Annotated in this window: 26 protein-coding genes; 22 read left to right on the top strand and 4 right to left on the bottom strand. The window is 33.5% G+C overall.

The window, feature by feature from the left end:
- The first annotated feature begins 12 nt into the window (after nucleotides 1–12).
- From RM697_RS04630 to RM697_RS04620, 3 genes are read left to right on the top strand one after another with little or no spacing between them, the layout of a single operon-like run.
- Nucleotides 13–1,272 (top strand): Y-family DNA polymerase, encoded by a 1,260-nt coding sequence (locus tag RM697_RS04630; RefSeq protein ID WP_311426692.1) that lies wholly within the window; start codon nucleotides 13–15, stop codon nucleotides 1,270–1,272.
- Entirely contained in the window at nucleotides 1,272–1,793 is a 522-nt protein-coding gene (locus tag RM697_RS04625) for a GNAT family N-acetyltransferase (RefSeq protein WP_311426691.1), read from the top strand. Before RM697_RS04630 ends, RM697_RS04625 begins: the two co-directional genes overlap by 1 nt.
- 1 nt (nucleotide 1,794) lies before the next feature.
- Nucleotides 1,795–2,154 carry a YraN family protein gene (locus tag RM697_RS04620; RefSeq protein ID WP_311426690.1) on the top strand — a complete coding sequence of 120 codons (360 nt, stop codon included), beginning with the start codon at nucleotides 1,795–1,797 and terminating at the stop codon, nucleotides 2,152–2,154.
- A gap of 124 nt (nucleotides 2,155–2,278) precedes the next feature.
- Here RM697_RS04620 and RM697_RS04615 read toward each other — a convergent pair whose 3' ends face one another.
- A complete protein-coding gene (locus tag RM697_RS04615) occupies nucleotides 2,279–3,418 on the bottom strand; it encodes a cystathionine gamma-synthase (RefSeq protein WP_311426689.1) in 1,140 nt (379 codons plus the stop codon).
- 74 nt (nucleotides 3,419–3,492) lie between these two features.
- Here RM697_RS04615 and RM697_RS04610 point away from each other — a divergent pair, with 74 nt between their 5' ends.
- The 4 genes from RM697_RS04610 to RM697_RS04595 are packed head-to-tail and all read left to right on the top strand — an operon-like array spanning nucleotide 3,493 to nucleotide 6,645.
- Nucleotides 3,493–4,215, top strand: a complete 723-nt coding sequence (locus RM697_RS04610) for a DUF3298 and DUF4163 domain-containing protein (RefSeq protein ID WP_311426688.1) — start codon at nucleotides 3,493–3,495, stop codon at nucleotides 4,213–4,215.
- A gap of 48 nt (nucleotides 4,216–4,263) precedes the next feature.
- Complete coding sequence (locus RM697_RS04605; RefSeq protein WP_311426687.1) at nucleotides 4,264–4,617, top strand: arsenate reductase family protein; 354 nt, start codon at nucleotides 4,264–4,266, stop codon at nucleotides 4,615–4,617.
- Complete coding sequence (locus RM697_RS04600; RefSeq protein WP_311426686.1) at nucleotides 4,610–5,506, top strand: DMT family transporter; 897 nt, start codon at nucleotides 4,610–4,612, stop codon at nucleotides 5,504–5,506. Before RM697_RS04605 ends, RM697_RS04600 begins: the two co-directional genes overlap by 8 nt.
- On the top strand, nucleotides 5,506–6,645 hold the full coding sequence (locus RM697_RS04595; RefSeq protein WP_311426685.1) for a hypothetical protein: 1,140 nt from the start codon (nucleotides 5,506–5,508) through the stop codon (nucleotides 6,643–6,645). Before RM697_RS04600 ends, RM697_RS04595 begins: the two co-directional genes overlap by 1 nt.
- Nucleotides 6,646–6,689: 44 nt before the next feature.
- On the opposite strand, the gene RM697_RS04590 is transcribed toward RM697_RS04595, so the two are convergent.
- Nucleotides 6,690–7,127, bottom strand: a complete 438-nt coding sequence (locus RM697_RS04590; protein ID WP_311426684.1) for a DUF1761 domain-containing protein — start codon at nucleotides 7,125–7,127, stop codon at nucleotides 6,690–6,692.
- A 102-nt stretch (nucleotides 7,128–7,229) separates the two neighbouring features.
- A complete protein-coding gene (locus RM697_RS04585; RefSeq protein ID WP_311426683.1) occupies nucleotides 7,230–7,709 on the bottom strand; it encodes an acyl-CoA thioesterase in 480 nt (159 codons plus the stop codon).
- A 122-nt stretch (nucleotides 7,710–7,831) separates the two neighbouring features.
- Between RM697_RS04585 and RM697_RS04580 the strand changes: the two genes are divergently transcribed.
- From RM697_RS04580 to RM697_RS04510, 15 genes are all read left to right on the top strand, one after another.
- Entirely contained in the window at nucleotides 7,832–8,689 is an 858-nt protein-coding gene (locus RM697_RS04580) for a YicC/YloC family endoribonuclease (protein WP_311426682.1), read from the top strand.
- Between the two features lies 1 nt (nucleotide 8,690).
- Nucleotides 8,691–9,275 (top strand): guanylate kinase, encoded by a 585-nt coding sequence (gene gmk / locus RM697_RS04575; protein WP_311426681.1) that lies wholly within the window; start codon nucleotides 8,691–8,693, stop codon nucleotides 9,273–9,275.
- A gap of 44 nt (nucleotides 9,276–9,319) precedes the next feature.
- Entirely contained in the window at nucleotides 9,320–9,901 is a 582-nt protein-coding gene (gene nadD, locus RM697_RS04570) for a nicotinate (nicotinamide) nucleotide adenylyltransferase (protein ID WP_311426680.1), read from the top strand.
- A 1-nt stretch (nucleotide 9,902) separates the two neighbouring features.
- Nucleotides 9,903–10,655 carry an EI24 domain-containing protein gene (locus tag RM697_RS04565; protein WP_311426679.1) on the top strand — a complete coding sequence of 251 codons (753 nt, stop codon included), beginning with the start codon at nucleotides 9,903–9,905 and terminating at the stop codon, nucleotides 10,653–10,655.
- Nucleotides 10,645–11,184, top strand: a complete 540-nt coding sequence (locus RM697_RS04560) for a GNAT family N-acetyltransferase (protein WP_311426678.1) — start codon at nucleotides 10,645–10,647, stop codon at nucleotides 11,182–11,184. The genes RM697_RS04565 and RM697_RS04560 overlap by 11 nt, the downstream gene beginning before the upstream one ends.
- Nucleotides 11,185–11,186: 2 nt before the next feature.
- Nucleotides 11,187–12,089: an oxygen-dependent coproporphyrinogen oxidase gene (hemF, locus tag RM697_RS04555; RefSeq protein WP_311426677.1), complete on the top strand. Its 903-nt coding sequence runs from the start codon at nucleotides 11,187–11,189 to the stop codon at nucleotides 12,087–12,089.
- 35 nt (nucleotides 12,090–12,124) lie between these two features.
- Nucleotides 12,125–13,114 (top strand): porphobilinogen synthase, encoded by a 990-nt coding sequence (gene hemB / locus RM697_RS04550; protein WP_311426676.1) that lies wholly within the window; start codon nucleotides 12,125–12,127, stop codon nucleotides 13,112–13,114.
- Between the two features lie 29 nt (nucleotides 13,115–13,143).
- Nucleotides 13,144–14,271 (top strand): CNNM domain-containing protein, encoded by a 1,128-nt coding sequence (locus RM697_RS04545; protein WP_311426675.1) that lies wholly within the window; start codon nucleotides 13,144–13,146, stop codon nucleotides 14,269–14,271.
- Complete coding sequence (locus RM697_RS04540) at nucleotides 14,271–14,747, top strand: methylated-DNA--[protein]-cysteine S-methyltransferase (RefSeq protein ID WP_311426674.1); 477 nt, start codon at nucleotides 14,271–14,273, stop codon at nucleotides 14,745–14,747. The genes RM697_RS04545 and RM697_RS04540 overlap by 1 nt, the downstream gene beginning before the upstream one ends.
- A gap of 48 nt (nucleotides 14,748–14,795) precedes the next feature.
- Complete coding sequence (locus RM697_RS04535; protein ID WP_311426673.1) at nucleotides 14,796–17,216, top strand: penicillin acylase family protein; 2,421 nt, start codon at nucleotides 14,796–14,798, stop codon at nucleotides 17,214–17,216.
- Entirely contained in the window at nucleotides 17,209–17,568 is a 360-nt protein-coding gene (locus RM697_RS04530) for a hypothetical protein (RefSeq protein WP_311426672.1), read from the top strand. The genes RM697_RS04535 and RM697_RS04530 overlap by 8 nt, the downstream gene beginning before the upstream one ends.
- Before the next feature lie 151 nt (nucleotides 17,569–17,719).
- Nucleotides 17,720–18,448, top strand: a complete 729-nt coding sequence (locus tag RM697_RS04525; RefSeq protein ID WP_311426671.1) for a DUF6090 family protein — start codon at nucleotides 17,720–17,722, stop codon at nucleotides 18,446–18,448.
- Nucleotides 18,441–18,719 (top strand): DUF6090 family protein, encoded by a 279-nt coding sequence (locus RM697_RS04520; RefSeq protein ID WP_311426670.1) that lies wholly within the window; start codon nucleotides 18,441–18,443, stop codon nucleotides 18,717–18,719. Before RM697_RS04525 ends, RM697_RS04520 begins: the two co-directional genes overlap by 8 nt.
- 138 nt (nucleotides 18,720–18,857) lie before the next feature.
- A complete protein-coding gene (locus RM697_RS04515; RefSeq protein WP_311426669.1) occupies nucleotides 18,858–19,223 on the top strand; it encodes a hypothetical protein in 366 nt (121 codons plus the stop codon).
- 91 nt (nucleotides 19,224–19,314) lie between these two features.
- Complete coding sequence (locus RM697_RS04510; protein ID WP_311426668.1) at nucleotides 19,315–20,031, top strand: 3'-5' exonuclease; 717 nt, start codon at nucleotides 19,315–19,317, stop codon at nucleotides 20,029–20,031.
- A 47-nt stretch (nucleotides 20,032–20,078) separates the two neighbouring features.
- Here the strand turns inward: RM697_RS04510 and RM697_RS04505 are convergent, their stop codons facing one another.
- Nucleotides 20,079–25,070 (bottom strand): immunoglobulin-like domain-containing protein, encoded by a 4,992-nt coding sequence (locus tag RM697_RS04505; RefSeq protein WP_311426667.1) that lies wholly within the window; start codon nucleotides 25,068–25,070, stop codon nucleotides 20,079–20,081.
- Between the last annotated feature and the right edge of the window lie 146 nt (nucleotides 25,071–25,216).

Genomic DNA, 25,216 nt, shown 5'->3' with positions numbered 1-25,216 from the left:
TCTTTATAGTCTATGTTTGCTCTAGTAGATTGTAATAATTTTTATGCGTCTTGCGAAAGGGTTTTTAATCCTAATTTGCAAAACAAACCTGTTGCAATTTTAAGTAATAATGATGGTTGCGTCATCTCCATGAGTGATGAGGCTAAACAATTAAAGTTACCTTTTGGAGCACCAATTTTTAAATGGGAAGGCTTTTGTAAAGTTAATAACATTACAGTGTTATCGTCTAATTATCCGCTTTATGGCGATATGAGCCATCGTGTAATGACTATTTTAGAACAATTTACTCCAAGCTTAGAAGTGTATAGTATAGATGAAGCTTTTTTAAAATTTGACGGTTTTGATAACTATGATTTTAACGCGTATGGAATTCAAATTAGACAACGTCTTCTTAAATGGACTGGTATACCAACCTGTGTTGGTATAGCACCAACAAAAGCCTTGAGTAAAGTAGCTAATAAAATAGCACGAAAGTTCCCAAACCAAACTAAAGGTGTCTATGTCATCGATTCTGAAGAGAAAAGATTAAAAGCTTTAAGGTGGATTAAGCTCGAGGATGTTTGGGGAATTGGTCGTCGTTTAAAAAAACGACTAGAATATAAAGGCTGTAAAACGGCTTACGATTTTACACAATTATCAGACGATTGGGTCCGCAAAACATTTTCTATAACCGAGTGGAAACTTAAAAAAGATTTAGAAGGTATTTCAAAAATTGCGTTAGACGAGCCACAAACCAAACGTGCTATTGCCACTACCAGAAGCTTTGATTACACTTATGACGACATCAGTTATATTAAAGAACGTGTCTCAACTTTTGCTGTGAGTTGCGCAGAAAAACTTCGTAAGCAAAATTCTAGTTGCCACATGATTATGGTAATGCTAAGCAGTAATAAACATAAAAAAGAACAAGAGCAACATAGAGCAAGTACACGCGTTATTTTACCTTATCCAACAGATTCTAGTTTGGTAATTAGTAACCAAGCGGTTAATGCTTTAGAGTCTATTTATAAAAAAGGGATACACTATAAACGAGCAGGAGTTATCGTTACAGGATTAGTGCCAACAGATAACCATCAATTAGATATGTTTTGCCATCAAAATCCTAAGCATAAATCATTAATGACAGCTATAGATGGTTTAAATAAAAAGTATAAAGACCATAAAATAAAGTTAGGAAGTCAGGATTTAGAGCGTACATGGAAAATGCGTCAAGAACGCTTATCACCTCGTTATACTACAAATATTAACGAGATTATTAAAGTAAAAGCATAATGGGTTTTAAGACTTTTGAGACAGAACGTTTAAGACTTAGACCAACTAATGTAAATGATGCACCTTTTATTTTAGAGCTTTTAAACACACCAAAGTTTATTAAATATATTGCAGATAGAAATGTGCGCACCATAGCTGATGCCAAAACCTATATTGAAGAGCGAATGTTACCTCAGTTAAAACGATTAGGTTATGCAAATTATACAGTGATTCGTAAATCTGACGATACTAAACTAGGAACTTGCGGATTGTATAGTAGAGAAGAAATGGAAGGTATAGATATAGGCTTTTCATTTTTACCACAACACGAAAAACAAGGCTATGCCTTTGAAGCAGCAAGGTGTATCTTAGATGCAGCATTTAACGAATTTAATATCGATGAAATTTCTGCGATAACGACAGAAGAAAATTTAAGCTCTCAAAGACTTATTAAAAAACTAGGACTTAACTATAAGGACATAGTACATCTTGCAAATGATACCGAAGATTTATGGAGGTATCAACTAAAAAGAAACTCATAAGATGGCAAAGCATAACGAACTCGGTAAAAAAGGCGAACAATTAGCTGTAGACTTTTTATTAAAAAAAGGGTATAACATTGTAGAGCGTAATTACCGATTTGATAAAGCTGAAGTTGATATTATTGCCCAATTAAAAGACACACTTGCCATTATTGAGGTAAAGACCAGATCTACAACTGATTTTGGAAATCCGCAAGACTTTGTAAAACCAAAACAAATTAAAAACCTTGTAAAAGCTGTAGACGAATATGTAAATGTTAATAGCTTAGACGTTGAGGTTCGTTTTGATATTATAGCTATTGTAAAACAACATAACAACTATAACATAGAGCATTTAGAAAATGCGTTTTATCATTTTTAATTCCTGTGAAGGCAGGAATCTAATTAATGAAATAGATTACCAAGTTATCAGCAAACCTCGCAATAAAAGAGGAAAAATATAATTAAGGTTTATCCTCTAAAAACAAAGGCATCCTTAATCAATGTTAGCCAATAGCCTGCTTCAAATCTGCGATTAAATCGTCTGCATCTTCAATACCAACACTTAATCTAATTAAAGAATCCACGACACCAGTTTTTTCGCGTTCTTCTTTAGGTATACTAGCATGTGTCATACTTGCAGGATGTCCAGCAAGAGATTCTACACCACCTAAAGATTCTGCTAATGTGAAAATGTTAAGACGCTCTACGATTTTAATAGCATTTTCGTAGCTATTTCCTTTTGTTGTAAAGGAGATCATACCACCAAAATCATCCATTTGGTCTTTAGCAATATCGTGGTTTGGATGTGTCTCAAAACCTGGCCAATACACCTTTTCAATTTCAGGATGTGATGCTAAATAATGTGCAACCGCTTTACCGTTTTCACAATGACGTTGCATTCTTACATGGAGTGTTTTAAGACCTCTTAGCATTAAAAAACTATCCTGTGGACCAGAAACAGCACCACATGAGTTTTGTATAAAGTACAAACGTTCTGCTAAAGCATCATCTTTTACAACCAAAGCTCCCATAACCACATCGCTATGACCACCTAAATATTTAGTTGCAGAGTGCATAACGATATCAGCACCTAAATCTAAAGGTCGCTGCAAATATGGCGTAGCAAACGTATTATCTACTCCAAGTAAAATATTATGAGACTTTGCAATTTTTGCTGCAGCCTTAATATCAATGATATTCATCATTGGATTGGTTGGTGTTTCAATCCAAATGAGTTTTGTATTATCATTTACGTAAGAGGCTATCTTATCAGCATTTTCCATGCCTATGAAATGAAACTTAATTCCAAAGTCGGCAAATATCTTTGTAAAAATTCTATACGATCCACCATACAGATCATTGGTAGAAATAACTTCGTCACCAGGTTTTAAAAGCTTAATTACAGCATCTATTGCAGCCATACCAGATGCAAATGCTAAACCATGAGTACCATTTTCTAAACTAGCAAAACCATTTTCTAGAGCTTTACGAGTTGGGTTGTGAGTTCTAGAGTACTCAAATCCTTTATGTCCTCCAGGTGTACTTTGCGCATACGTAGACGTTTGATAGATTGGAGGCATTACTGCACCATAAGCTTTGTCATGTTCTTGGCCTCCGTGAATGGTTTTGGTATTAAATTTCATAGGTCTAATTTATAAAGTGCAACAAATTTAGTCTTAAATTCGTTCTATTCAAATCTTAAAGAAACCTTTAGACGATGTATAACAAAAAACCTATCAAAGGTAAAATACAAGTGCTTATTTTACTGCTAATTACCTTGGGTTGTAAAAAAGAGATACAGTTATCTTTTTCTGAAAAAGAATTAACAAGTACTGATCAGGCTGAAATCTCTATAATTTATCCTGAAGCAGAAGGAACTAAGGATATAATACTCAAAATTAATAACGAGTTAGAGAAGACTATGGTTAAATCTATAGCTTTCAATAAAGAAAATATTCAAGGTATGGTATTACATGATGCTATTAAGAACTTTAATGATGCGTATGTTTCGTTTAAAAATAATTTCCCTGAAAACCAGCAAAAATGGATAGCCAATATAGAGAGTGAGGTTATTTACCAATCTAATGAAATTATAACCATTGCTTTAAACAGTTATATAGATACTGGAGGAGCTCATGGTAATGATATTATTCTACTATTGAATTTTAATGCTAATTCGGGTCAGCGTCTAACCAATGAGTCTATACTAGAGTGTAATGAAGCATTAAAAACACTTGCTAAAACGTATTTAATAAAGGAATTTTCTCAAGAAACAGCTATGGAAAACTATGCTCTAGAAGAGCCTTTTTATTTACCAGAAAATATTGGATTTAGTGAAGAAGGGCTCATATTTTTATATAACAGATATGAAGGGCCTTTGGGTTTTACGGAGTTTGTGATTCCTTATGATGAGATAGATACGTTTTTAAAAGTGCAATAACTGAAGTTTTGTTTAGAATAGCTTTTCTTTGCATTTTGAAATAGACCTATGAAAAAAATATATTTTCTAAAAACGTGTAATACATGCGTTAGAATTTTAAAAGAATTAAATCCTTCTTCAGAATATATACTTCAAGATATTAAAAACGAACCCATTACAGTAAAACAATTAGAGGAGATGAAAGCCCTTTCAGGTTCCTATGAAAGTTTATTTAGTAGAAGGGCAAAACTTTATAAGGAAATGGGTTTAAAGGATCAAAAGTTAGAAGAAGCTGATTACAAACACTACCTTTTAGAACACTACACTTTTTTAAGTAGACCTGTAACTATAGTTGAGAATCAGATTTTCATTGGTAATTCAAAGAAAACTACTGAAGCTACAAAACTAGCCATTAATGCATAGTAGAAAATTTGCTTTAGTTGCAGTTTTCTTGGTTCAATTACTTTATGGGCTTAATTATACATTTGCTAAAATTGTAATTAACGAAAATTATATTAAGCCTTCTGGCTTTGTATTACTCAGAGTTATTGGCGCTACAGTTTTATTTTGGGTTTTTGGTTTGTTTTTAAAATCTGAGACCATTGAGCGCAAGGATTTATTTAAGTTCTTTATAGCTGCGGTTTTTGGAGTAGCAACCAATATGTTATTGTTTTTTAAAGGCTTGGAGTTAACCAGTCCAATACATGCCTCAGTAATTATGATTACTGTTCCTATAATTATTATGGTATTTTCTTCATTCTTCTTAAAAGAAAAAATCACATGGCTTAAAGGTTTAGGAGTCTTGCTAGGATTTGTAGGCGCTGTAATACTGACGCTTTACGGTAAATCTAACAGAGTTGGAGATAATGTTCTTTTAGGCAATTTATTTGTATTTATTAATGCCATATCTTATAGTATTTATATTATTCTTATAAAAAAACTGACAGCAAAATATCATCCATTTACATTTATAAAGTGGTTATTTTTATTTGGGACGTTTATGGTACTTCCGTTTGGCTACAACGAACTTAGAGAAGTAGATTGGCAAAGCTTTACACCTTACATTACTTTTTCTGTTGTTTTTGTAATCATTGGAGCCACTTTTGCGACTTATATATTAAATCCGTTAGCATTAACAAAACTTAAAGCCTCAACAGTTGGTACATTTATTTATTTACAGCCAGTAATTGCAGGTCTTTTTGCCATAGTTATGGGAGTAGATACTGTAAATGTTGTTAAAATTATCGCAATGTTTCTCATATTTGGAGGTGTATACTTAGTTTCGTTTAAACCTAAGATTAAATCAACTTAATGTCTGAGCTTACCGCTTCTTTTTATACTACAATTGATGATATAGAATCTGAGCATTGGAATAGTTTAGGGTGTTGTGATAATATATATTATTCACCTGAATTTTTTAAAGCATTTGAACTCGCTCATAATGATATTGATTTCACTTACATTATCATATTCAAAGGAAAAGAAGCCGTTGCATTTGCAAACACACAAATAGTAACTATAAGTATAGAGACCATTACTAAGAACGTAAAAATTTCAGATAGCATTAAACGCAATATTAATCGTTTTTTTAATAAGAATAGTCCAAGAATTTTGTTTTGTGGTAATGTGTTTTTAAGTGGAGAATACGGGACTTTTCTTAAGAAAGGTGAAGATAAAATAGAAACTTTTAAAGCCATTGCAGATGCAGTAAAAGAATTGTATAAGCCCAATAAAACACTCAATGCTGTTTTTGTTAAGGATTTTAAAGAAGAATCACTCTACATCACTAATGAGTTAAAGTGTTTCGATTATATTCCTATGCGTGTAGAGCCTAATATGATTATCCATTTAAAAGAAGAGTGGTCTAATTTTGAAGATTATAAAAACGCTTTAAAATCAAAGTATAGAGTTAAAGCTAATAAGGCAGATAGTACGAGTAAAGTTTTAGAGTCTAAATTATTTTTACCTGAAGATATTGAAAAGTATAAAAATCAGATGCAAGCTTTATATGAAAACACAATCTCTAATTCTAATTTTAATGCACAAGTATTAAACCTTAACACGTATACTCACCTTAAAGCATTTTTTGGAGACAAGTTTATAGTAAAAGGCTATTTCTATGAAGGTGAGCTTGTTGGTTATTTGTCAGCTATGGTAAATCAAGATCATTTAGATGCCCATTTTATTGGTCTGGATTATGGTTTAAATAAGGCATGTGCAATCTATCCAAGAATTCTAAATGATTATGTTCGTTTAGGTATTGAGCATAATTCTAAACGTATTAATTTAGGCAGAACAGCTTCAGAAATCAAAAGTACCTTGGGAGCAGAACCTGAGGATCTAATGTGCTATATAAGACATCGAAAAACTTTTCAAAACCAATTAATGAAACCGTTTATAAAGAATGTAAAAATTAAATCTTTTAAACAACATCATCCATTTAAAACATAAAAAAGAGGCTTATAAGCCTCTTTTTTATAAGGTCTTTTTTTTATTTACGTCCAAGCATTAATTAGTCCTCCCATTAACGCCATAGTTACAACCCAGTAACCAACATTAATCAGTACATATTTAAGTGATCGTTGCTCAAATAAGGCATTGGTTGCAAAAACAGGTAATACCACAAATAAACCTAGCATAGCACCATGCAATGCTCCATGTTTAAATGTCATGTACTCTGCTGTTCCATGAGGCATTTCTGGTGGTCCACCAAAAAACACCATAGGCATAATAAAAAAGGCAATTAAAAAAGCAAAAACCACAGCTAAACCATAGGTTTTTGCAGGATTCATTTGTTTAGCTTTTTCTTCGGTCATACCAGATTCTCTCATCCAAAGTTTTCCGAAGAGAGGACCATACCATAAAAATCCTGTTACAAGAGGTAAAATTGATGCAGCAACTAGAGCAAGCCAATTAATAGACATGTCTTCCATAATTAATTAATTTTAAGTTAGTTGGTTTCAATTTACGAAATTATTTTTGAGACCTCAAAAAAGAACTAAATAAGAAAGTCTAAAAGATGAATAAAAGTTAACTTATTGCACTAATGGAACAGGTCTCTTCCCATGGCTACGCGTGTCTTCTTTTGTGAGTATTTTAAAGTCTTCTGACCTTGGAAATTTATCTGCTAGCTTTAATAAATCTTTAGGTAAGTCGCAAAGTTGTCTTGTTTTAAGGCTTATAAAAGCACCTAAAACCTCGCATGTAGCAAGGTTATCACCTTTATCGTTATAAAAGTTATGGGTGAATCTAAAAAACTTACCATTTTCACTCAAGCCAGAGAGTTGCAGACTCACTTTAACGGGTTTACCAATAAATGATTCTTTAAAGTAATAAATGTTTTCGTAAAACATTACAGGCCCTAAATTATGACTTACCATTTCATTTAAAGAAAATCCATAATCAGTAAAAAAGGACATTCTTGTATGACTCATAAAATTGATATATGCCGAATTTGCTAAATGACCATTAGCATCAATATCACTCCAACGAATTTCAAATTCTTTAATAAACATATTTAATATTTTAAGTTGCTAAGTTATAACTTATCTAGGTTTTAGTTTAGAAGTTTTAGAGGTATTTACTGCCTTTAAAGGCTATGTTTTTATACCTTTGCAGACAATTATAATTAGTATCCATGATACAATCCATGACAGGTTATGGGAAGTCCATTATACAACTTCCATCAAAGAAAATATCTATAGAGATTAAATCCCTAAATAGTAAAAATCTCGATCTAAATAGCAGAATGCCTTCAATGTACAGAGCTAAAGAGCTTGATATTAGAAGATCCATGGCCAAAACCTTAGAGCGAGGTAAAGTAGATTTTTCTCTCTACGTTGAGGTGACAGGAGAAGACACATCGAGTAAAATAAACGCTACTGTGGTAAAAGAATACATTAAGCAACTAAAATCTGTTGTAGATGGTAATGAAACAGAGCTTTTAAAAATGGCTGTACGTTTACCAGATGCTGTTACTACTGAGCGTGAAGATATTGATGAAGATGAATGGGCAATCATTTCAAATGAAATTAACGAAACTTTAAAAAAGATTTCGGCTTATAGAACTGATGAAGGCAAAGCGCTTGAAACTGACTTTAAAAAACGTATAGAAAATATTAGCTCATTATTAGAAGAAGTGATAAAGATAGATCCAGAACGTATAGATGGTGTAAGAGAACGTTTAGAGAAAGGAATATCTGAGATTAAAGAACGTGTTGATGAAAATCGTTTTGAGCAAGAACTCATTTATTATATAGAGAAATTTGATATTACTGAAGAGAAAGTGCGTTTAAAAAATCATTTAGAATACTTTATCTCAGAGCTAAATTCCTCTAAATCTAATGGAAAAAAACTAGGATTTATTGGACAGGAAATGGGAAGAGAGATTAACACTATAGGCTCTAAAAGTAATTATGCACCAATGCAAAAATTGGTAGTTCAGATGAAAGATGAGCTCGAAAAAATTAAAGAACAATTACTAAACGTTCTTTAAGATGAGCAAAGGAAAATTAATTGTATTCTCAGCACCTTCTGGCTCAGGAAAAACCACAATCGTAAGGCACTTATTAGCGCAAGAAGAACTCAATTTAGAGTTTTCTATTTCAGCCACATCAAGAGAAAAGCGTGGTGAAGAAGTTGATGAGAAAGATTATTATTTTTTATCTTCAAAGGCGTTTAAATCCAAGATAAAAAATGAAGAGTTCCTAGAATGGGAAGAAGTCTACAGAGATAATTTCTATGGCACACTAAAGACAGAAGTAGAACGTATTTGGGCAAAAGGCAAGCACGTTATTTTTGATATTGATGTATCTGGTGGTTTGCGTATTAAGCGTAAATTTCCTGATGAGACTTTAGCCATTTTTGTTAAGCCTCCTAGTATTGATGAACTTAAAATTAGATTAAAAAAGCGTCAAACAGAATCAAAAGATAAAATAAATATGCGTATTGCAAAAGCATCAGCAGAACTAGCAACTGCACCTCTTTTTGACACTGTGGTTTTAAACGATGATTTAGATAAAGCATTGAAAGAATCTTACAATTTAGTGTCTAGTTTTATAAATTCTAGTGAGGAAGAGTAACATTTTACTGAGCTAATAGTCAAATACATTAAATAAAGGTGTTTATGAAAGTTGGACTTTACTTTGGAACATTTAATCCAATACATGTTGGTCATTTAACTATAGCAAATCATTTAGCAGAATATAGTGATATAGATCAGGTATGGTTTGTGGTTACACCTCATAGTCCTTTTAAAACCAAAAGTTCACTTTTAGATAATAATCAGCGATTAGAGATGGTTTTTAGAGCAACTAAAGATTATACTAAATTAAGACCAAGTGATATAGAGTTTGGATTATCTCAACCTAATTATACCATAAACACGTTAACCTATTTACAAGAGAAATTTCCAGATTATGAGTTTGCTTTAATTATGGGAGAAGATAACCTTAAAAGCTTTCATAAATGGAAAAACTATGAGCTTATTTTAGAACATCATCATATATATGTATACCCAAGAATTTCTAAAGGTAAAATAGAAACCAGATTTAAAGATCATCCAAAAGTCACTAAAATTGAAGCTCCGATTATGGAGTTGTCTTCTACATTTATTAGAAAGTCTATAAAAGCAGGTAAGAACATACGACCAATGTTACCAGAACATGTTTGGGAATATGTAGATGAAATGAATTTTTACAAAAAATAGAATGCTAAAAAACACAATAAAAGGACTAGAAGGATATGCAGGTGCATATGGTCTTATTACCAAATTAAAATTATGGAAATATTTTGGTGTGCCTATCCTTATTAGCTTTGTTATAGCTGCATTAATAGCTGTTGCTGCTTATGGCTGGTCCGATAATTTAGGTGCTTATATGGCTAAGATTTGGGTATGGGATTTTGGCAAAGATACTTTCACAAGTATTGTAAATTTTGTTGCAGGAATAATTATACTAGCATTAGGACTTATTTTGTATAAGCATATTATTATGGCACTTTCAGCACCTTTTATGAGTCCGGTTTCAGAAAAAATAGAAGCATACTTAACAGGTAATACCTACTCACCAAGAAAAGGAACTTTCAACTCTCAATTAATGCGAGGAATTCGTATAAATTTTAGAAATTTAGGAATGGAACTCTTATTAACTTTGCCTATTCTACTGCTTAAGTTTGTTCCTGTTGTCAATATTTTTTCAACCTTTTTGTTGTTTTTAGTACAAGCGTATTATGCAGGATTTGGTAACATGGATTATACTTTAGAGCGTCATTATAATTATCAAAATAGTTTACAGTTTGTAAGGCAACGTCGTGGTTTAGCTATAGGAAATGGTATAGGCTTTATGTTATTACTTTTAATCCCAGTTGTTGGTGTTATTTTGGTATTACCACTATCTGTTACAGCAGCTTCTAAAGTTACTGTAGATGCTTTACAAGCAGAAAAATCGACAGATGTTGTTTAACTTTAATAAGATATTTACGATTGTCCCAGTAGAAGACAAAGACTATTGGAAGCTATGTAATTTTGCTGTAGCTAACGAGGAGCGTTTAAAAGCATATTTCCCCTTAACTCTTGCAAAAAATCTAACACCAGAATTATCTAAAATATTTGCAACAACAAAAGCAAAAAATTTTAAAGAACGTTCCGAATTTCTATTCTTAATAAGAAAAGATCAAGTTAAAGATTTAGTAGGAATGGTGTATATTAAAGAGGTAGACTTTGAAAAAAAACAAGGCGAATTTGCCTATTGTATAGGTTATCAATTTGAAGGACAAGGTATTGTTTCTAAAGCTATCAAAGCATTATCTAATTATGCTTTTGATGTATTGGGACTTGAAACACTTCAAATCATATCTCATAAAAGTAATTTAGGAAGTATAAAAGTAGCAGAAAAAAATAATTTTATTTGGAAAGAAACTTTGCCAAAAGAGTATACTCCACCAAATAAAGAAGCTTTAGATATGGAGCTTTACGAACTATATAAGAGCTAAAAATGAAAGATAAATTTTTTAACTACATCCAGAGATTACAAGATACAATTACTTCTAAATTGGAAGATGTGGATGGTTTAGCAAAATTTAAAGAAGATATTTGGAAACGACCAGAGGGAGGAGGTGGAAGAACACGAGTTATTGAGAATGGTAACGTATTTGAAAAAGGTGGTGTTAATATTTCAGGAGTTCATGGCAAACTACCAAAGTCTATGCAAGCCTATTTTAAGGTTGGTGATGTAGACTTTTTTGCTTGTGGATTGAGTTTAGTTCTCCATCCTCAAAATCCTATGATACCAACGGTTCATGCTAATTGGCGATATTTTGAAATGTATAATAGCGAAGGCAACATAGTAGACCAATGGTTTGGAGGAGGACAGGATTTAACACCTTATTATTTATTTGAGGACGATGCTATTCATTTTCATAAAGTATGTAAATCAGCTTGCGACAATCATAATCCTGAATTTTACCCAAAATATAAAGCACGTTGTGATGAGTATTTTTACAACAGTCATAGAAATGAAGGACGAGGTATTGGTGGATTATTTTTCGATTATTGTAAAGCTTCTGAAATGATGTCAATGCAAAATTGGTATGACTTTGTTACAGAAGTTGGTGATAGTTTCCTAGAAGCCTACATGCCAATAGTAAACAAAAGAAAAGATTTAGACTACACAAAAGCACAACGCAATTGGCAAGAGATAAGACGCGGTCGTTATGTAGAATTTAATTTAGTGCATGATAAAGGCACGCTTTTCGGTTTAAAAACTAATGGCAGAATAGAAAGTATTTTAATGAGTCTGCCGCCTCACGTACAATGGCATTACAATCATTTGCCAGAAGTTGGTAGCGAAGAAGAAAAATTGATTAAGGTTTTAAAAACCCCAATAAGTTGGGTTTAAAAAGAAGACTATCTTTGCAACTCTAATTATTTAAAATGTTCCCACTCAGAAGAAATAGACGCTTACGTCAAAATGAAGTCATAAGAGGTTTGGTAAGAGAAACCATAATCACTCCAAATGATTTTTTAGTGCCTTTATTTGTGGTTGAAGGCAAAGGTGTTAAAGAAGAGATTGCTTCAATGCCAAATTACTACAGGTTTAGCCTCGACTTATTAGAGCAAGAAGTGAAAACACTTTGGGATCTTGGGTTAAAGGCTGTTTTACTTTTTGTAAAAGCACCAAACAACCTTAAGGACAATAAAGGAACAGAAGCTCTGAATCCTAATGGTTTGATGCAGCGAGCAATAAAAACAGTAAAGAATATCTGCCCTGACATGTTAGTAATAACAGATGTAGCTTTAGATCCTTATTCGTCTTATGGTCACGACGGTATTGTTGAAAACGGAAAAATTATTAATGATGCCACAGTAGATATTTTAGCAAAAATGAGTATTAGCCATGCAGAAGCAGGTGCAAATTTCGTTGCTCCTAGTGATATGATGGATGGAAGAATATTATCGATTAGAGAAGCTTTAGATGATGATAACTTCATTGACACAGGGATTATGAGCTATTCAGCTAAATACGCTTCAGCATTTTATGGTCCTTTCAGAGATGCTTTAGATTCTGCACCTGCTGACTTAAAAAATGTACCAAAGGATAAGAAAACCTACCAAATGGATTTTGCGAATAGATTTGAAGCCATTAGAGAAACCGAAATGGATATTGACGAAGGCGCAGACATTGTTATGTTGAAACCAGGATTATGTTATCTAGATATTGTTAGAGACATTAAAAATGAAGTAGAGGTTCCTATAGCTGTATACCAAGTGTCGGGAGAATATGCTATGCTTAAAGCTGCAGCAGAAAAAGGATGGCTAGATCATGATGCTGTAATGTTAGAACAAATTACCGCAATAAAACGTGCAGGAGCCGATATTATAGCCTCTTATTTCGCTAAAGATGTTGTCAAATTGATTTCGTAAATTAGCAGAACAAAACTTATACTACTTTAATGGGCTTACTCATTTTCTACGGAATCATTTCCATTTTCTTTTCATTTTTATGTTCCATTTTAGAAGCTGTATTGCTGAGTGTTACACCAACATTTGTCAATATGAAAAAACAGGAAGGTAAAGTTTATGCTACAGAACTTGAAGAACTAAAAAAAGATGTAGATAGACCACTCATTGCAATTCTTACGCTCAATACTATTGCGCACACAGTAGGAGCCATATTGGTTGGTGTACAGGCCAAAGTAGCATACGTTGAAATATATGGTACGCAAACCAGAAGCCTTTTTGGTTTTGAAATTACTGAAGATATCATGGTCGGAATTGTTTCAACCATAATGACAATTTTAATTTTAGTCGCTTCAGAAATAATACCTAAAACTATAGGAGCAACTTACTGGAAACAACTAGCTAATTTTACAACCAAAGCGTTAAAAGTTCTAATTTTCCCATTAAAATGGACAGGGATTCTTTGGGTATTACAACTTACCACTAAACTAATTGGTGGTAAAGGACATGGTAGTATTTTAAGTAGAGAGGGCTTTATTGCTATGACAGATATTGCTCAAGAAGAAGGTGTGTTTGAAGAAAATGAAAGCAATGTCATTAGAAATCTTTTATCATTCAAAGAGGTTTTGGTAAAAGATATTATGACTCCAAGAACTGTTATGAAAGTTGAAGATGCCTCAACATCAATAGCCGAATTTTTTAATGAAAACACCAATTTAAGATTTTCAAGGATTCCAGTCTACAGAGACACTCTAGATAATATTATTGGATTAGTTTTAAAAGATGATGTTTTTAAAGAAATGGCTTTTGATAATGGTGAAAAAAAGCTAGATGAAATAAAACGCGATATCCTTGTAACCAATAGAGATACACCAATACCTAAACTTTTTGAGGAACTAGTTAAGAATAGAAATCACATAGCATTAGTTGTAGATGAATATGGCTCTGTAAGTGGTTTAGTAACAATGGAAGATGTTATCGAGACTTTACTTGGGTTTGAAATTATGGACGAAAGTGATAATGTAGCTGATCTTCAAATGTATGCTAGAAAAAGTTGGGAAACAAGAGCTAAACGATTAGGTCTTATTGAAGACAATGAAACTGATCTCGATAAGGAGTAATGCAATACTGTTATTTTGACACACCTTTAGGAATTGCCAAAATTGAAGGTAACTCTGAAGGAATTTCAAAAATATCAATTCTAGAATCTGTTGCAGAAACTAATAAAGCTATTCCTAATAACTTACAAGATTGTGTAGATCAACTCAAAGAATACTTTAAAGGAAAGCGTAAGCAGTTTAATCTTAAACTAAATCCTGAAGGAACGGTTTTTCAAAAACAAGTTTGGCAGGCAATCAATTCGATTCCATACGGAAAAACAATATCGTATTTGGATCTTTCTAAACAACTAGGTAATGTTAAAGCCATAAGAGCTGTAGCAAATGCCAATGGTAAAAACCCACTTTGGATTGTAGTACCATGTCATCGCGTTATAGGTAGTGATGGAAGTCTTACTGGTTATGCAGGAGGATTATACAGAAAGAAGTGGCTCTTAGAGCATGAAAACCCAATTAAACAGCAAAAATTGTTTAATTAATATTCAGTTAAAAAAATTATCTTTAAACATCAAAAAACACTCCTAATAATGAAAATAGCTAAATTACTAGTCTCATTACTTCTTGTTATAGCAATCTTTTATTGCTTCAATACTAAACTAGGCTCAATTCCGCCAATAGGAAAATTTTTAAGTCCTTCCCAAGGAGTTTGGCAAAATGAAAGAGATGAAGATATTACTGGCGAGCTAAGTATTGATGGCTTATCTGATGAGGTAACAGTTCATTACGACGCACAATTGATACCACATATTTTTGCTCAAAACGACCTTGATTTATATAGAGCTCAAGGCTATATCACAGCTAAACATCGTTTTTGGCAAATGGAGTTTCAAACCCATGCAGCAGCAGGACGATTATCTGAAATTGTTGGTGAAAACGCTTTAAACTATGATAGAGCGCAACGTAGAAAAGGGATGATATATGGTGCAGAAAACAGTATGGAAGTCATTAAAAAAGATCCTAAATCGCTATCGCATTTACAAGCTTATTGCGATGGTGTAAATGCCTATATCAATCAACTACAGCCACAGGATTATCCTGTAGAGTATAAGCTCCTCGATTATAAGCCAGAAGCGTGGACTATAGATAAAACCATGCACTTGCTCATGTACATGACAGATATGTTATGCGGAGGTGATTCGGATTTTGAATATACCAATGCGCTCAGAGAATTTGGAAAGGATAGGTTTGATATGCTGTATCCAGATTTTTACGATTTTGATGATCCTGTGATCCCAACAGATACTGATTGGAGTTTCATAGATGAAGAGCAAACACCATTACCACAAAGTGAATTGCCCATGGATTCAATTAAAGAGGTCATGGAGAAACCAAATCCACATAATGGCAGTAACAATTGGGCAGTAGGACCAAGTAAATCATATTCAGGTAATCCAATTTTAGCTAATGATCCTCACTTAGGCTTAAACTTACCTTCTATTTGGTATGTGATGCAAATTGCAACTCCAGAACATAATTCTATGGGAGCAACATTACCAGGAACTTTAGGAATTATTTCAGGGTTTAATAACCACATATCTTGGGGCGAAACTAATGCAACAAGAGATGTTAAGGATTGGTATAAAATTGAGTTTAACGAAGACCGAACAAAATACAAATATGATGATGGATGGAAAGATGTAACGGTTAGAGTTGAAGAGATTAAAATAAAAGGTAAAGAAATGTACTTAGATTCTGTAATGTATACACATCATGGACCAGTAAGTTATGACCACACCTTTAAAAGTGATAGTGAACGCGTTGGTTATGCTATGAAATGGGCTGGACATATTGGCCATGATTTTGTAGATCTATTCTTAAAGATGAACACAGGTAAAAATTACGAGGATTATAAAGATGCATTATCCAAGCATGTTGCACCAGCGCAAAACTTTGTATTTGCTTCTACTGAAGGCGATATAGCTATTTGGATTCAAGGCTTGTTTCCAAATAAATGGGAAGGACAAGGAAAGTTTTTAATGGATGGTAGCAATCCAGATCACGACTGGCAAAGTTTTATTCCAAGAGAATTTAATGCACATACTAAGAATCCAGAGCGTGGATTTGTTAGTTCATCAAATCAACATCCAACAGATTCATTATATCCTTTTTACGTGTTTAATGATGGTTATGATTCTTATCGTAATAGAGTAATTAATGACTTTTTTAGATCTAAAGAAAAATTTAATATTCAAGATTTTAAAGATTTACAGAATACTAACTTTAATAAGAAGGCTTCTGAGTTATTACCTTATATGTATAAGCACATGGACACGTCTAATTTAACTTCAGAAGAGCAGGAAATACTTGACATAGTCAAAGCTTGGGATTTTAATAGTAATATAGGTGAACTTGCTCCAAGTATTTGGGATTCTTGGTGGACCAATTTATACCTGCTAATTTGGGATGAGTATGATGAAAAAGAAGACATGGTTTTAGATAAACCATTTACATACATTGCGATTGATCTGTTAAAGGATAACCCAGAAGATGCCTTTATGGATATTATTGAAACACCAGAAAAAGAAACTGCTCATGATCTCTTTTTAATAGCCTTTAAAGAAACAGCTAAGGAGCTTAACTCATGGAAAGCCCAGAATGGCGATTATAATTGGCAGTACTATAAAGGCACCTATGTTGGCCATTTATTACAAGGTTTACCAGCGTTTTCAAGATTTGATTTACCAATTGGAGGTGACAGAAATACAGTAAATGCTGCTGGTAGAAATTGGGGACCATCCTGGCGAATGATTGTAGAAATGTCCTCGCCACCAAAAGCTATTGGTATTTATCCTGGAGGGCAATCTGGTAATCCAGGGAGTAAATATTATGATAATTTCATAGATGATTGGGCTGTAGGTAACTACCATAGCCTTAACTATATGCAAAATGAAACTGCTGATGATACAGTAATTGCAACACAAACCTTAACACCTTCAAGTAATGAATAAGAACATAACCAACTTTATACTTACCATTCTATTAGCAATTATTCTTGCACAGTTTTTACCTTGGTGGTCAATTATGTTAGCCGCTTTTTTATCAGCACTGTTAGTTCAGTTGAAGAAAACGTCGGTATTTTTTATACCTTTTTTAGCCATTGCTTTATTGTGGATAGTACATTCATTTTGGTTAGGCAATGCCAATGATTTTGTTTTAGCAAAAAAGATTTCAACCTTATTAACTCTAGGAGGTAATCCTTATGTTTTGATTTTAGTAACTGGGATTATAGGAGGTTTAGCTGCTGGAGTTGCTGGTGTCTTTGGCAAGCAAGCGTCATTACTGTTTAAAAATAATAGTTAATAGAATTCTTGATGATTAAAATCTTAAGACATATGCATAATGTCTGGTCGAGCGTAGTCGAGACCTATTTAAAACCTGTCGAGTTGCTTTGCAAGGTATCTTCGTTTAAAATACATTTTGACCTCGATAATGCTCGAGGGGACAAAATATTATGATTAAGTTTTTTAGACATATTCGCAAATCACTATTAGAACAGAATAAAATGGGAAAATACTTTAAATACGCTATTGGAGAAATATTGCTAGTTGTTGTTGGGATTTTAATTGCATTACAAATTAATAACTGGAATCAAAAAAGATTAGAAGTTCAAAAAGAAAAAGTTGTTTTAAATCAATTAAAATTAGATTTTGAAGCCAACGATAGTATTATAAAAAAGGGATTAGAATATTTCGATACAAGATTTAAATACAACACTTTAATCTTAAAATACACAGGTCCTAATGTGGCACTACCAAAAGACGAAAAAACTAGAGATTCATTAGGTGCACTTAATTATCCTAAAGTAAATTTAGTAAACAGCACATTAAATATTTCTTCTCAACAATTTGATATTCTAGGTAATGAAAGTCTGAAAATTTTATTATCTAAATTTCCAAGTATATACGCAGGTTATCTTGAAGTTCAGGAAGAAGTTAAAAAACTTACCATAAAGCAACGGGTTCACTACAAAAAATATGTTCCTATAATAATCTTCGATAAAGATTTTGAACAAGAAAACTTTAAATCAAATATGTTAAGTGTTTACAGAGACAGAGATTTTCAAAATACAACTGTAGATAAACGATGGAATTTAAAAGATGCTTTAAGAATATTAAAGAGAATTGACAAAGAAAACAATCTTATTCTAGAGCTTATTAAAACTGAGTTAAACGATGATTAAATTCTTCCTTCATATCCGTAAATCACTTATAGAGCAGAAAAAAATGGGCAAGTACTTTAAATACGCTATTGGTGAAATACTACTTGTGGTTATTGGAATTTTGATTGCATTGCAAATCAACAATTGGAATGAGCAGGTAAAATCTGAAAAATCGTCTGAGACTCAACTAAGCCAATTGTATCAAAATGTTTCGGATGATCTCATTTTGTTGAAGTCACTAAATCAAAATATTAAGAACAGTTTAGTGTCTTGTAAAATGCTATCAGAGTAATTTCAAGAAATTAAACCATTCGACTCTTTATCAACAAGCTATATTATAGATAATTTATTTGAACGAAATTTTTACGGTAATACATCAGCTTACGATAAGTTAAATCAAAGTGGAGAGTTCTCTATTTTACCAAAAATTTTGCAAAATGACATCAGCTCTTATTACAACTCATTAAATCGGGTAAAAGAGCGTGAAGAAATATCCAATACTTTCATTAAAAAGGAGTTGGAGCCCTATTATTTTGACAACTACAGCATATATCATAGAAAGGGTAGTAATTTTCATCCACTTATGAGCGATTATTATAAAAATGACAGAAGAAGGCCCATACCTCTCAATATTGAGAAAATAAAAAATGACCATAAGATGCCTACCTTAATTTTTGGCAGGTATTTTCAATTACAAAATCAGCAAGAATTTTATGAAGACGCTATAGAAAAAGCCCAAAATATTAAAAAAGCAATTGAGGAAAATCTCAATTTTAATAATGATCAAACTCTTTAGATCTAATGTAGTATAGGTTTTTTATTCCAAAAACCGCTAAGTTATTGTTTTTCTTATATTTATAGTCTTCAACAAGAAAAATAAAGTAATCATGATTGCCAAACTAAATCTAGAAAACATATTGTTTTTGGATATCGAAACGGTTCCAGAAACAGAGCATTTTAGTGATTTAGATACGACTAAGCAAGAGCTTTGGGAAGCTAAATCGCAATACCAACGAAAAGATGACTTTACAGCTGAAGAGTTCTATGATCGTGCTGGCATTTGGGCAGAGTTTGGTAAAATTGTATGCATATCAGTAGGCTATTTTTCTAATGCAGAAAGTGATCCAAGACAATTTAGAGTAACGTCCTTTTATGATGACGAAATTAAAATTCTAAAAGATTTTAAGAACTTATTAATCTCACATTTCAGTCAAGCAAAACATTTACTCTGTGCTCATAATGGTAAGGAGTTCGATTTCCCTTATATAGCCAGACGTATGATTATTCATAATATAGAGTTGCCATATAAGTTGAACCTATTTGGGAAAAAACCATGGGAGGTTCCACATCTAGACACTCTGGAATTATGGAAGTTTGGTGACTATAAACATTATACATCTTTAAAGTTAATGACCAATGTTCTTGGGATTCCTTCACCAAAAGATGATATTGATGGTAGTCAGGTTTGTGAAGTTTATTACAAAGAAAAAGCTATAGATAGAATAATTACCTATTGCGAAAAAGACACCATAGCTGTAGCTCAAATTTTATTGCGATTACGTGGAGATGTGTTACTAGAAGAGAACGAAATTTTGCATGTATAAAAAAAGGCTGAACTTAAAGTTCAGCCTTTTCAAATTGTTTAAGTTTATTAGTTTCTAATAAACTTCATCATCATTATATCTTCGCCATCGTTAACTTCTATGAAGTAAACACCAGCATTAAGATTTTCAATATTAATTGAACCTTCAGAAGAGCCATTCATAATTGTTCTACCTAGTACATTCATAATTCTGTAGGTAAATTTAGCATCACCTTCTGGTAATTCTATATTAAGAATTGTTCCTTTTACTGGATTAGGATATAGCTTAAAGTCTTCTTCGAAGGCTATTTCATCAGCTAAAGATCCAACAACAATTAATTTATCGTTATTACCTCTAGCCGTTCCAGAAATTCCTGTTATAGTCACTTGATCAATGAATATTTGATCATTATTTCCTGAAGCATCATTTTGGAATCTAAACCCTGAGTCAGTTGCAAAATTGTAACTAGAAGCAGGAATAGTCACAGTAGCATTGTAGAAGTTATTGTTTTCAATATCTACACCACTTGTCCAAGTTTGAACTGTAGTCCATGATGAGCCATCAAAGAAACGTAACCAGAAATCTTCACCGTTTTCCATACTTAATACGTAGAAGTAAAAATCTACCTCAATTGATGAGTAAGATGTTACATCAATATTAGACAACGTCATTGAAGACGCTACACCAGAATTATCTCTAATTCTAATTGAGTATTGTCCTTCATAAGATCTTGCAGCATCTTGTCTTCTTGCACAATCGCTTCCGCCATCAATCCAGTTATCCCATCCTGTTTCGAAATAACCTTCATTTAAAACAACATTAGATGTACTACATGGCGCACAAGATGAGCCACCACAATCAACGCCTGTTTCATCACCATTTTGGATACCATCATCACAAGTTGGTGCAGCAGGTTCTGATAAGTTAATATTATCTATTGCGATATCAGCTTGCCAAGTACTTCCTACAAATCTGTTGAAACGTAATTGAACATTACTACCAGCATAAGAAGATAGGTCGATATCTACATCTAACCATTGGTTACCTTGATTACCGGATTGGTTCCAAACGCTAATCCAAGATGCTCCATCGTCATCACTGATTTCTAAATCAATAGTTCCCATATCAGCAGCTCCAAACATATGATAAGAGAAACTGAAATTTGGATTTGTTAAGCCAACCAAATCAAAACATGGTGAAGTCAAAATAGCACGCTTGTTTGGATAACCTGTACCATTACCAGAAGCCTCAACAAAAATATAATTAGAACCTTCTGTTGCACTAGCAGGACCAGTATTATTTGATGGTGTGCCGTTCGCATCCACTGTCCAGTCTAAATCATCTCCAGTTGCTTGACTCCATCCGCCAAGTCCACCTTCAAAACCTTCAGAATAAGGAAGTGAAACTGCTCCTGAACATCCATTAGATGGTTCTGAAACATTAACCGTTCTAGTAACTTGGTTTGCTGCATTACCAGCAGAATCTGAAACGTTGTAAGTTACTACATAAGTCCCAGCAGCACCTGAATTCACTGTGTCACCACCAATAACAATGTTACCAGAGATATCACCATCAATATTATCAGTTGCAGTTGCTCCTAATTCTGTATACGAATCTCCAACAGTTAAGTTAACAGGAGAAGATCCGTTTAAAACTATTACTGGAGCTGTAGTATCTGGATTTACAGTAACTGTTCGTGTTACTTCTGCTGCTGCATTACCAGCAGAATCAGAAACGTTATAAGTGACAACATAAGTAGCAGCAATACTTGTATTTACGTTATCTCCACCAATAACAATGTTAGCACTAATATCACCATCGATATTATCAGTTGCTGTAGCGCCTTGTTCATTATATGCTTGACCAAGTTCTAATGTTATAGAAGCATTCCCGATTAATGTGATAACTGGAGCTGTTGTGTCAGCAGCAACATTAACTGTGCGAATTACTTCAGTAGCTGCATTACCAGCATTGTCTGAAACGTTGTAAGTCACTACATAAGTTCCAGCTGTACCTGTATTCACTGTATCACCTCCAATAACTATACTTCCTGTTAAATCACCATCAATATTATCAGTTGCAGTAGCACCTTGTTCGGTATAAGTTCCACCTACATTAATATTCACTGTTGCAGAACCATTTAATGTTATCACTGGAGCTGTTGTATCTGGAATCACATTTACTGTTCTTGTAACCTCAGTTGCAGCATTACCAGCCGCATCACTAACATTATATGTAACGACATAAGTTCCGCCATTATTTGTGTTCACAGTATCTCCTCCAATTACGATGCTACCTGTTAAATCACCATCTATGTTATCTGTAGCTGTTGCACCAAGTTCAGTGTAAGTATCTCCTACATTTAGATTGACTGTAGATGAGCCATTTAATGTAATTACTGGTGCTTCAGTATCTGGTCCAGAACCTTCGATTATTACCGTATAATCTTCAACTTCGCCGTAGGTAAATGTTTCGCATTCTGTTGGCAAAGCATTATACTTCATGGACACTCTCATTCGAGTTGAGTTTTCAACAGCTGAAGAAGGTATAGTAAAGCTTCCACTTACTGAAGTTGCTTGTGTGTTTCCTTGGGTGAATACTTGCTCACCAGGATCAGAAAAATCACCATCTCTATTGTAATCTATCCATACAACATAAGATTCATTATAGACAGTGCCTGTCCAAGTCGGTGTAACTGTGATTGTATATTGTGTATCTTTAGTAAGTGTAGTACTTATGCTTGTAAAATCTGAATAGAATTGAGCTCCTGAGGAGTTATCTATAGTATTTAATTGTACACGACTAATGTACTCGTCATTAACATTTGTACTAGCTGAACCACAATAGTTCAATTGCACGTCTGTAGTTGTAAAATTGACAGAATTACTGTAAGCAGAATTACTGCCACCAGAACATTTACTTCGTACCTGTGCTTCATAATCTGTTAAAGCAGTTAAACCACTTAAACCTGATGATATTCCTGTAACAGTGTTAGTTGTCCAAGTTGAAGTACCGACTTCTCTATACCTTAAATCGTATGTTGCTCCTGGAACAGCATCCCAACTCAATGTTGCTGTAGTTGTGGATACATTTGACGCAGCTAAGCCAGTAGGTACATCTGCATTACATACTACTTGTCCTGCAATAGTAAAGTTTGTATTAGAAATATCAAAGAAAATATTATTTGCACCTCTAACCATTACTCTGTTTTGGTTACCTTGATTGTTTGGTACTACGATATCATGTGAACCATCATTTGGTACACCAGATGCTAAAGCAATTGGGTAAGTATCACCTCCATCTGTTGATAAGAAAATATCAACATTTGCAGCATTAACACCATTGCCTGTCGTGCCTGCAACATTCCAAGTTACAGCCTGAGTAGTTCCTGCATTCCACGTTACATTAGAATTTGGTGAGTTAACCACAAATGGACCTGCAGTACCATTTACAGTCACGGTCATGTCATCACTATTGTTGGTTCCACCACCTGCAACATTGTCTCTAACAGTTAATCTAAAGTTGAGGTTTCTAGCAACATTAGGAACAGCTTCCCATTGCCATGACGTTGCACCAGCTTTAATAGTTTGTAATCTTGGCAAATAGCGATCAGGATTTGTACTAGGCTCATAAGATCTGAAAGCCACACCAGAAGTAGCTGTAGTACTTGGTAATGTGGTTGAAGCATTATTTTCATCGATTTGCTCCCAAACATAACTTAGTACATTACCAGCATCAGCATCAGAGCCTGAGCCTTCTAAAACAAAAGGTGTTCCTCTAGGAATAGTGTAATTAGATCCTGCATCTGCTGTTGGTACTGAATTACCTGTATTAGTATTAGTTTGGCAACTCGTTGTTTTAATATAATCAGTAACTTGTTCAATAGATACAGAATGAAAGTTTGGTGTTACATTCTGTTCAACATCTGTCGAACCTGTAATACCAGCATAGCTCATTATTGTAGTTCCACTTCCTGGCTCAACTTGCACGTTGGTGCCTTCATTACCACCAAAGGTCCATGTGTGATTGGCTCCAAATTGGTGTCCTAATTCGTGGGCAACATAATCAACATCAAAGAAATCGCCTTCAGGAACTGTGGCGTTGGTCCAACCACTACCTTTTTGACCATTAACACAAACACAGCCAATGCAACCTGCGTTTCCGTTGTTTTGACCTTGGGCAAATAAATGACCTACATCATAATTGGCTTCACCAATATTACTAGTTAAAGTGGATTGTAATTGCCCATTCCATTGTCCTGAAGAACCATATGGATCAGAGCCAGAATTGGTGTAAATAACATCATCTGTATTTGCAATAAGAACCATATTGACATTGAAGTCTACTTCGAAAATTCCATTGACTCTTACCATTGTAGTGACGATGGCAGATAATGCTTGAGCTTTAGTGCCGCCATGATACTGGGTGTATTCTCCAGTCGTAGATACTGCTAATCGGTATGTTCTTAGAATACCATCATCTGCATTTCTTTGCATACTATCATCTCCAGACATAGATTTGGATACTTGGTTTACTACAGAACACTCAAAAGGGTCTGAAGTATCAAAACGCTCTTGTCTAGAGTATACTATGTAAGAGTTGTTGTCTGTAGTATATGGTTCTATAAAAGAAGCAGGCTCAGTCGCAGATAACACCATACTACTAAATCCGTTTGGTGTAATACTGAACCTTACAATAGAAGAAGGATCATCAATACCTTGCCCAGCATAAGATCTAATTTCAGGGTATCTTTCTTGTAAAGCTGGATCCATTACAGAAGCTTCAAAAACTCTAAAAGCTTTAAATTCTCCATTTGCATTTGGAATAGAAACGATAACGTTTGAGGTTGAAAAATTAGAAGTCCTCTGAGGAGAATTTTGAACAATTTGTTTTAAGCTTTCAACGTCAAGGTTGTATACTTTGGGCTGAAGTAAACTTCTGTGATTGGTTTTAATTTGATTAGTGTTTTTTACAGTTTTTGTTTGCCATAGCTTATTACTTTGCGCAAATAAAACGTTTAAACTCATCATAGCGATGAGCAAGAAAAGTTTGGTTTTCATGTAAGGGTTATTAAGGGTTATTAATAGCGTAATTCGTGAGAAAAACTTGGCAATGAAAATAATGTAATTTTAAGTAGTTTTAACACTATTGTTAATAAATACTCAGATTAACGATGAAATATGCGGAAAAACCGTAATTTTTTTGA

Source organism: Microcosmobacter mediterraneus, from assembly GCF_031846265.1.
In the GTDB taxonomy this organism is placed as follows: Bacteria; Bacteroidota; Bacteroidia; order Flavobacteriales; family Flavobacteriaceae; genus Microcosmobacter; species Microcosmobacter mediterraneus.
Note: the sequence above shows the minus strand (reverse complement) of the source record. Positions and strands in the feature narration are given on the sequence as shown.

Excerpts from the sequence above, each read along its gene's own strand:
- RM697_RS04540 (WP_311426674.1), top strand. The coding sequence starts at position 14,271 with ATGCAATACTGTTATTTTGACACACCTTTAGGAATTGCCAAAATTGAA.
- RM697_RS04525 (WP_311426671.1), top strand. The coding sequence starts at position 17,720 with ATGATTAAGTTTTTTAGACATATTCGCAAATCACTATTAGAACAGAAT.
- RM697_RS04535 (WP_311426673.1), top strand. The coding sequence starts at position 14,796 with ATGAAAATAGCTAAATTACTAGTCTCATTACTTCTTGTTATAGCAATC.
- RM697_RS04530 (WP_311426672.1), top strand. The coding sequence starts at position 17,209 with ATGAATAAGAACATAACCAACTTTATACTTACCATTCTATTAGCAATT.
- gmk (WP_311426681.1), top strand. The coding sequence starts at position 8,691 with ATGAGCAAAGGAAAATTAATTGTATTCTCAGCACCTTCTGGCTCAGGA.
- RM697_RS04630 (WP_311426692.1), top strand. The coding sequence starts at position 13 with ATGTTTGCTCTAGTAGATTGTAATAATTTTTATGCGTCTTGCGAAAGG.
- RM697_RS04545 (WP_311426675.1), top strand. The coding sequence starts at position 13,144 with ATGGGCTTACTCATTTTCTACGGAATCATTTCCATTTTCTTTTCATTT.
- RM697_RS04605 (WP_311426687.1), top strand. The coding sequence starts at position 4,264 with ATGAAAAAAATATATTTTCTAAAAACGTGTAATACATGCGTTAGAATT.
- RM697_RS04615 (WP_311426689.1), bottom strand. The coding sequence starts at position 3,418 with ATGAAATTTAATACCAAAACCATTCACGGAGGCCAAGAACATGACAAA.
- RM697_RS04620 (WP_311426690.1), top strand. The coding sequence starts at position 1,795 with ATGGCAAAGCATAACGAACTCGGTAAAAAAGGCGAACAATTAGCTGTA.
- RM697_RS04590 (WP_311426684.1), bottom strand. The coding sequence starts at position 7,127 with ATGGAAGACATGTCTATTAATTGGCTTGCTCTAGTTGCTGCATCAATT.
- RM697_RS04565 (WP_311426679.1), top strand. The coding sequence starts at position 9,903 with ATGCTAAAAAACACAATAAAAGGACTAGAAGGATATGCAGGTGCATAT.
- RM697_RS04610 (WP_311426688.1), top strand. The coding sequence starts at position 3,493 with ATGTATAACAAAAAACCTATCAAAGGTAAAATACAAGTGCTTATTTTA.
- RM697_RS04510 (WP_311426668.1), top strand. The coding sequence starts at position 19,315 with ATGATTGCCAAACTAAATCTAGAAAACATATTGTTTTTGGATATCGAA.
- RM697_RS04595 (WP_311426685.1), top strand. The coding sequence starts at position 5,506 with ATGTCTGAGCTTACCGCTTCTTTTTATACTACAATTGATGATATAGAA.
- hemB (WP_311426676.1), top strand. The coding sequence starts at position 12,125 with ATGTTCCCACTCAGAAGAAATAGACGCTTACGTCAAAATGAAGTCATA.
- RM697_RS04585 (WP_311426683.1), bottom strand. The coding sequence starts at position 7,709 with ATGTTTATTAAAGAATTTGAAATTCGTTGGAGTGATATTGATGCTAAT.
- RM697_RS04600 (WP_311426686.1), top strand. The coding sequence starts at position 4,610 with ATGCATAGTAGAAAATTTGCTTTAGTTGCAGTTTTCTTGGTTCAATTA.
- RM697_RS04505 (WP_311426667.1), bottom strand. The coding sequence starts at position 25,070 with ATGAAAACCAAACTTTTCTTGCTCATCGCTATGATGAGTTTAAACGTT.
- nadD (WP_311426680.1), top strand. The coding sequence starts at position 9,320 with ATGAAAGTTGGACTTTACTTTGGAACATTTAATCCAATACATGTTGGT.
- hemF (WP_311426677.1), top strand. The coding sequence starts at position 11,187 with ATGAAAGATAAATTTTTTAACTACATCCAGAGATTACAAGATACAATT.
- RM697_RS04580 (WP_311426682.1), top strand. The coding sequence starts at position 7,832 with ATGATACAATCCATGACAGGTTATGGGAAGTCCATTATACAACTTCCA.
- RM697_RS04560 (WP_311426678.1), top strand. The coding sequence starts at position 10,645 with ATGTTGTTTAACTTTAATAAGATATTTACGATTGTCCCAGTAGAAGAC.
- RM697_RS04520 (WP_311426670.1), top strand. The coding sequence starts at position 18,441 with ATGATTAAATTCTTCCTTCATATCCGTAAATCACTTATAGAGCAGAAA.
- RM697_RS04625 (WP_311426691.1), top strand. The coding sequence starts at position 1,272 with ATGGGTTTTAAGACTTTTGAGACAGAACGTTTAAGACTTAGACCAACT.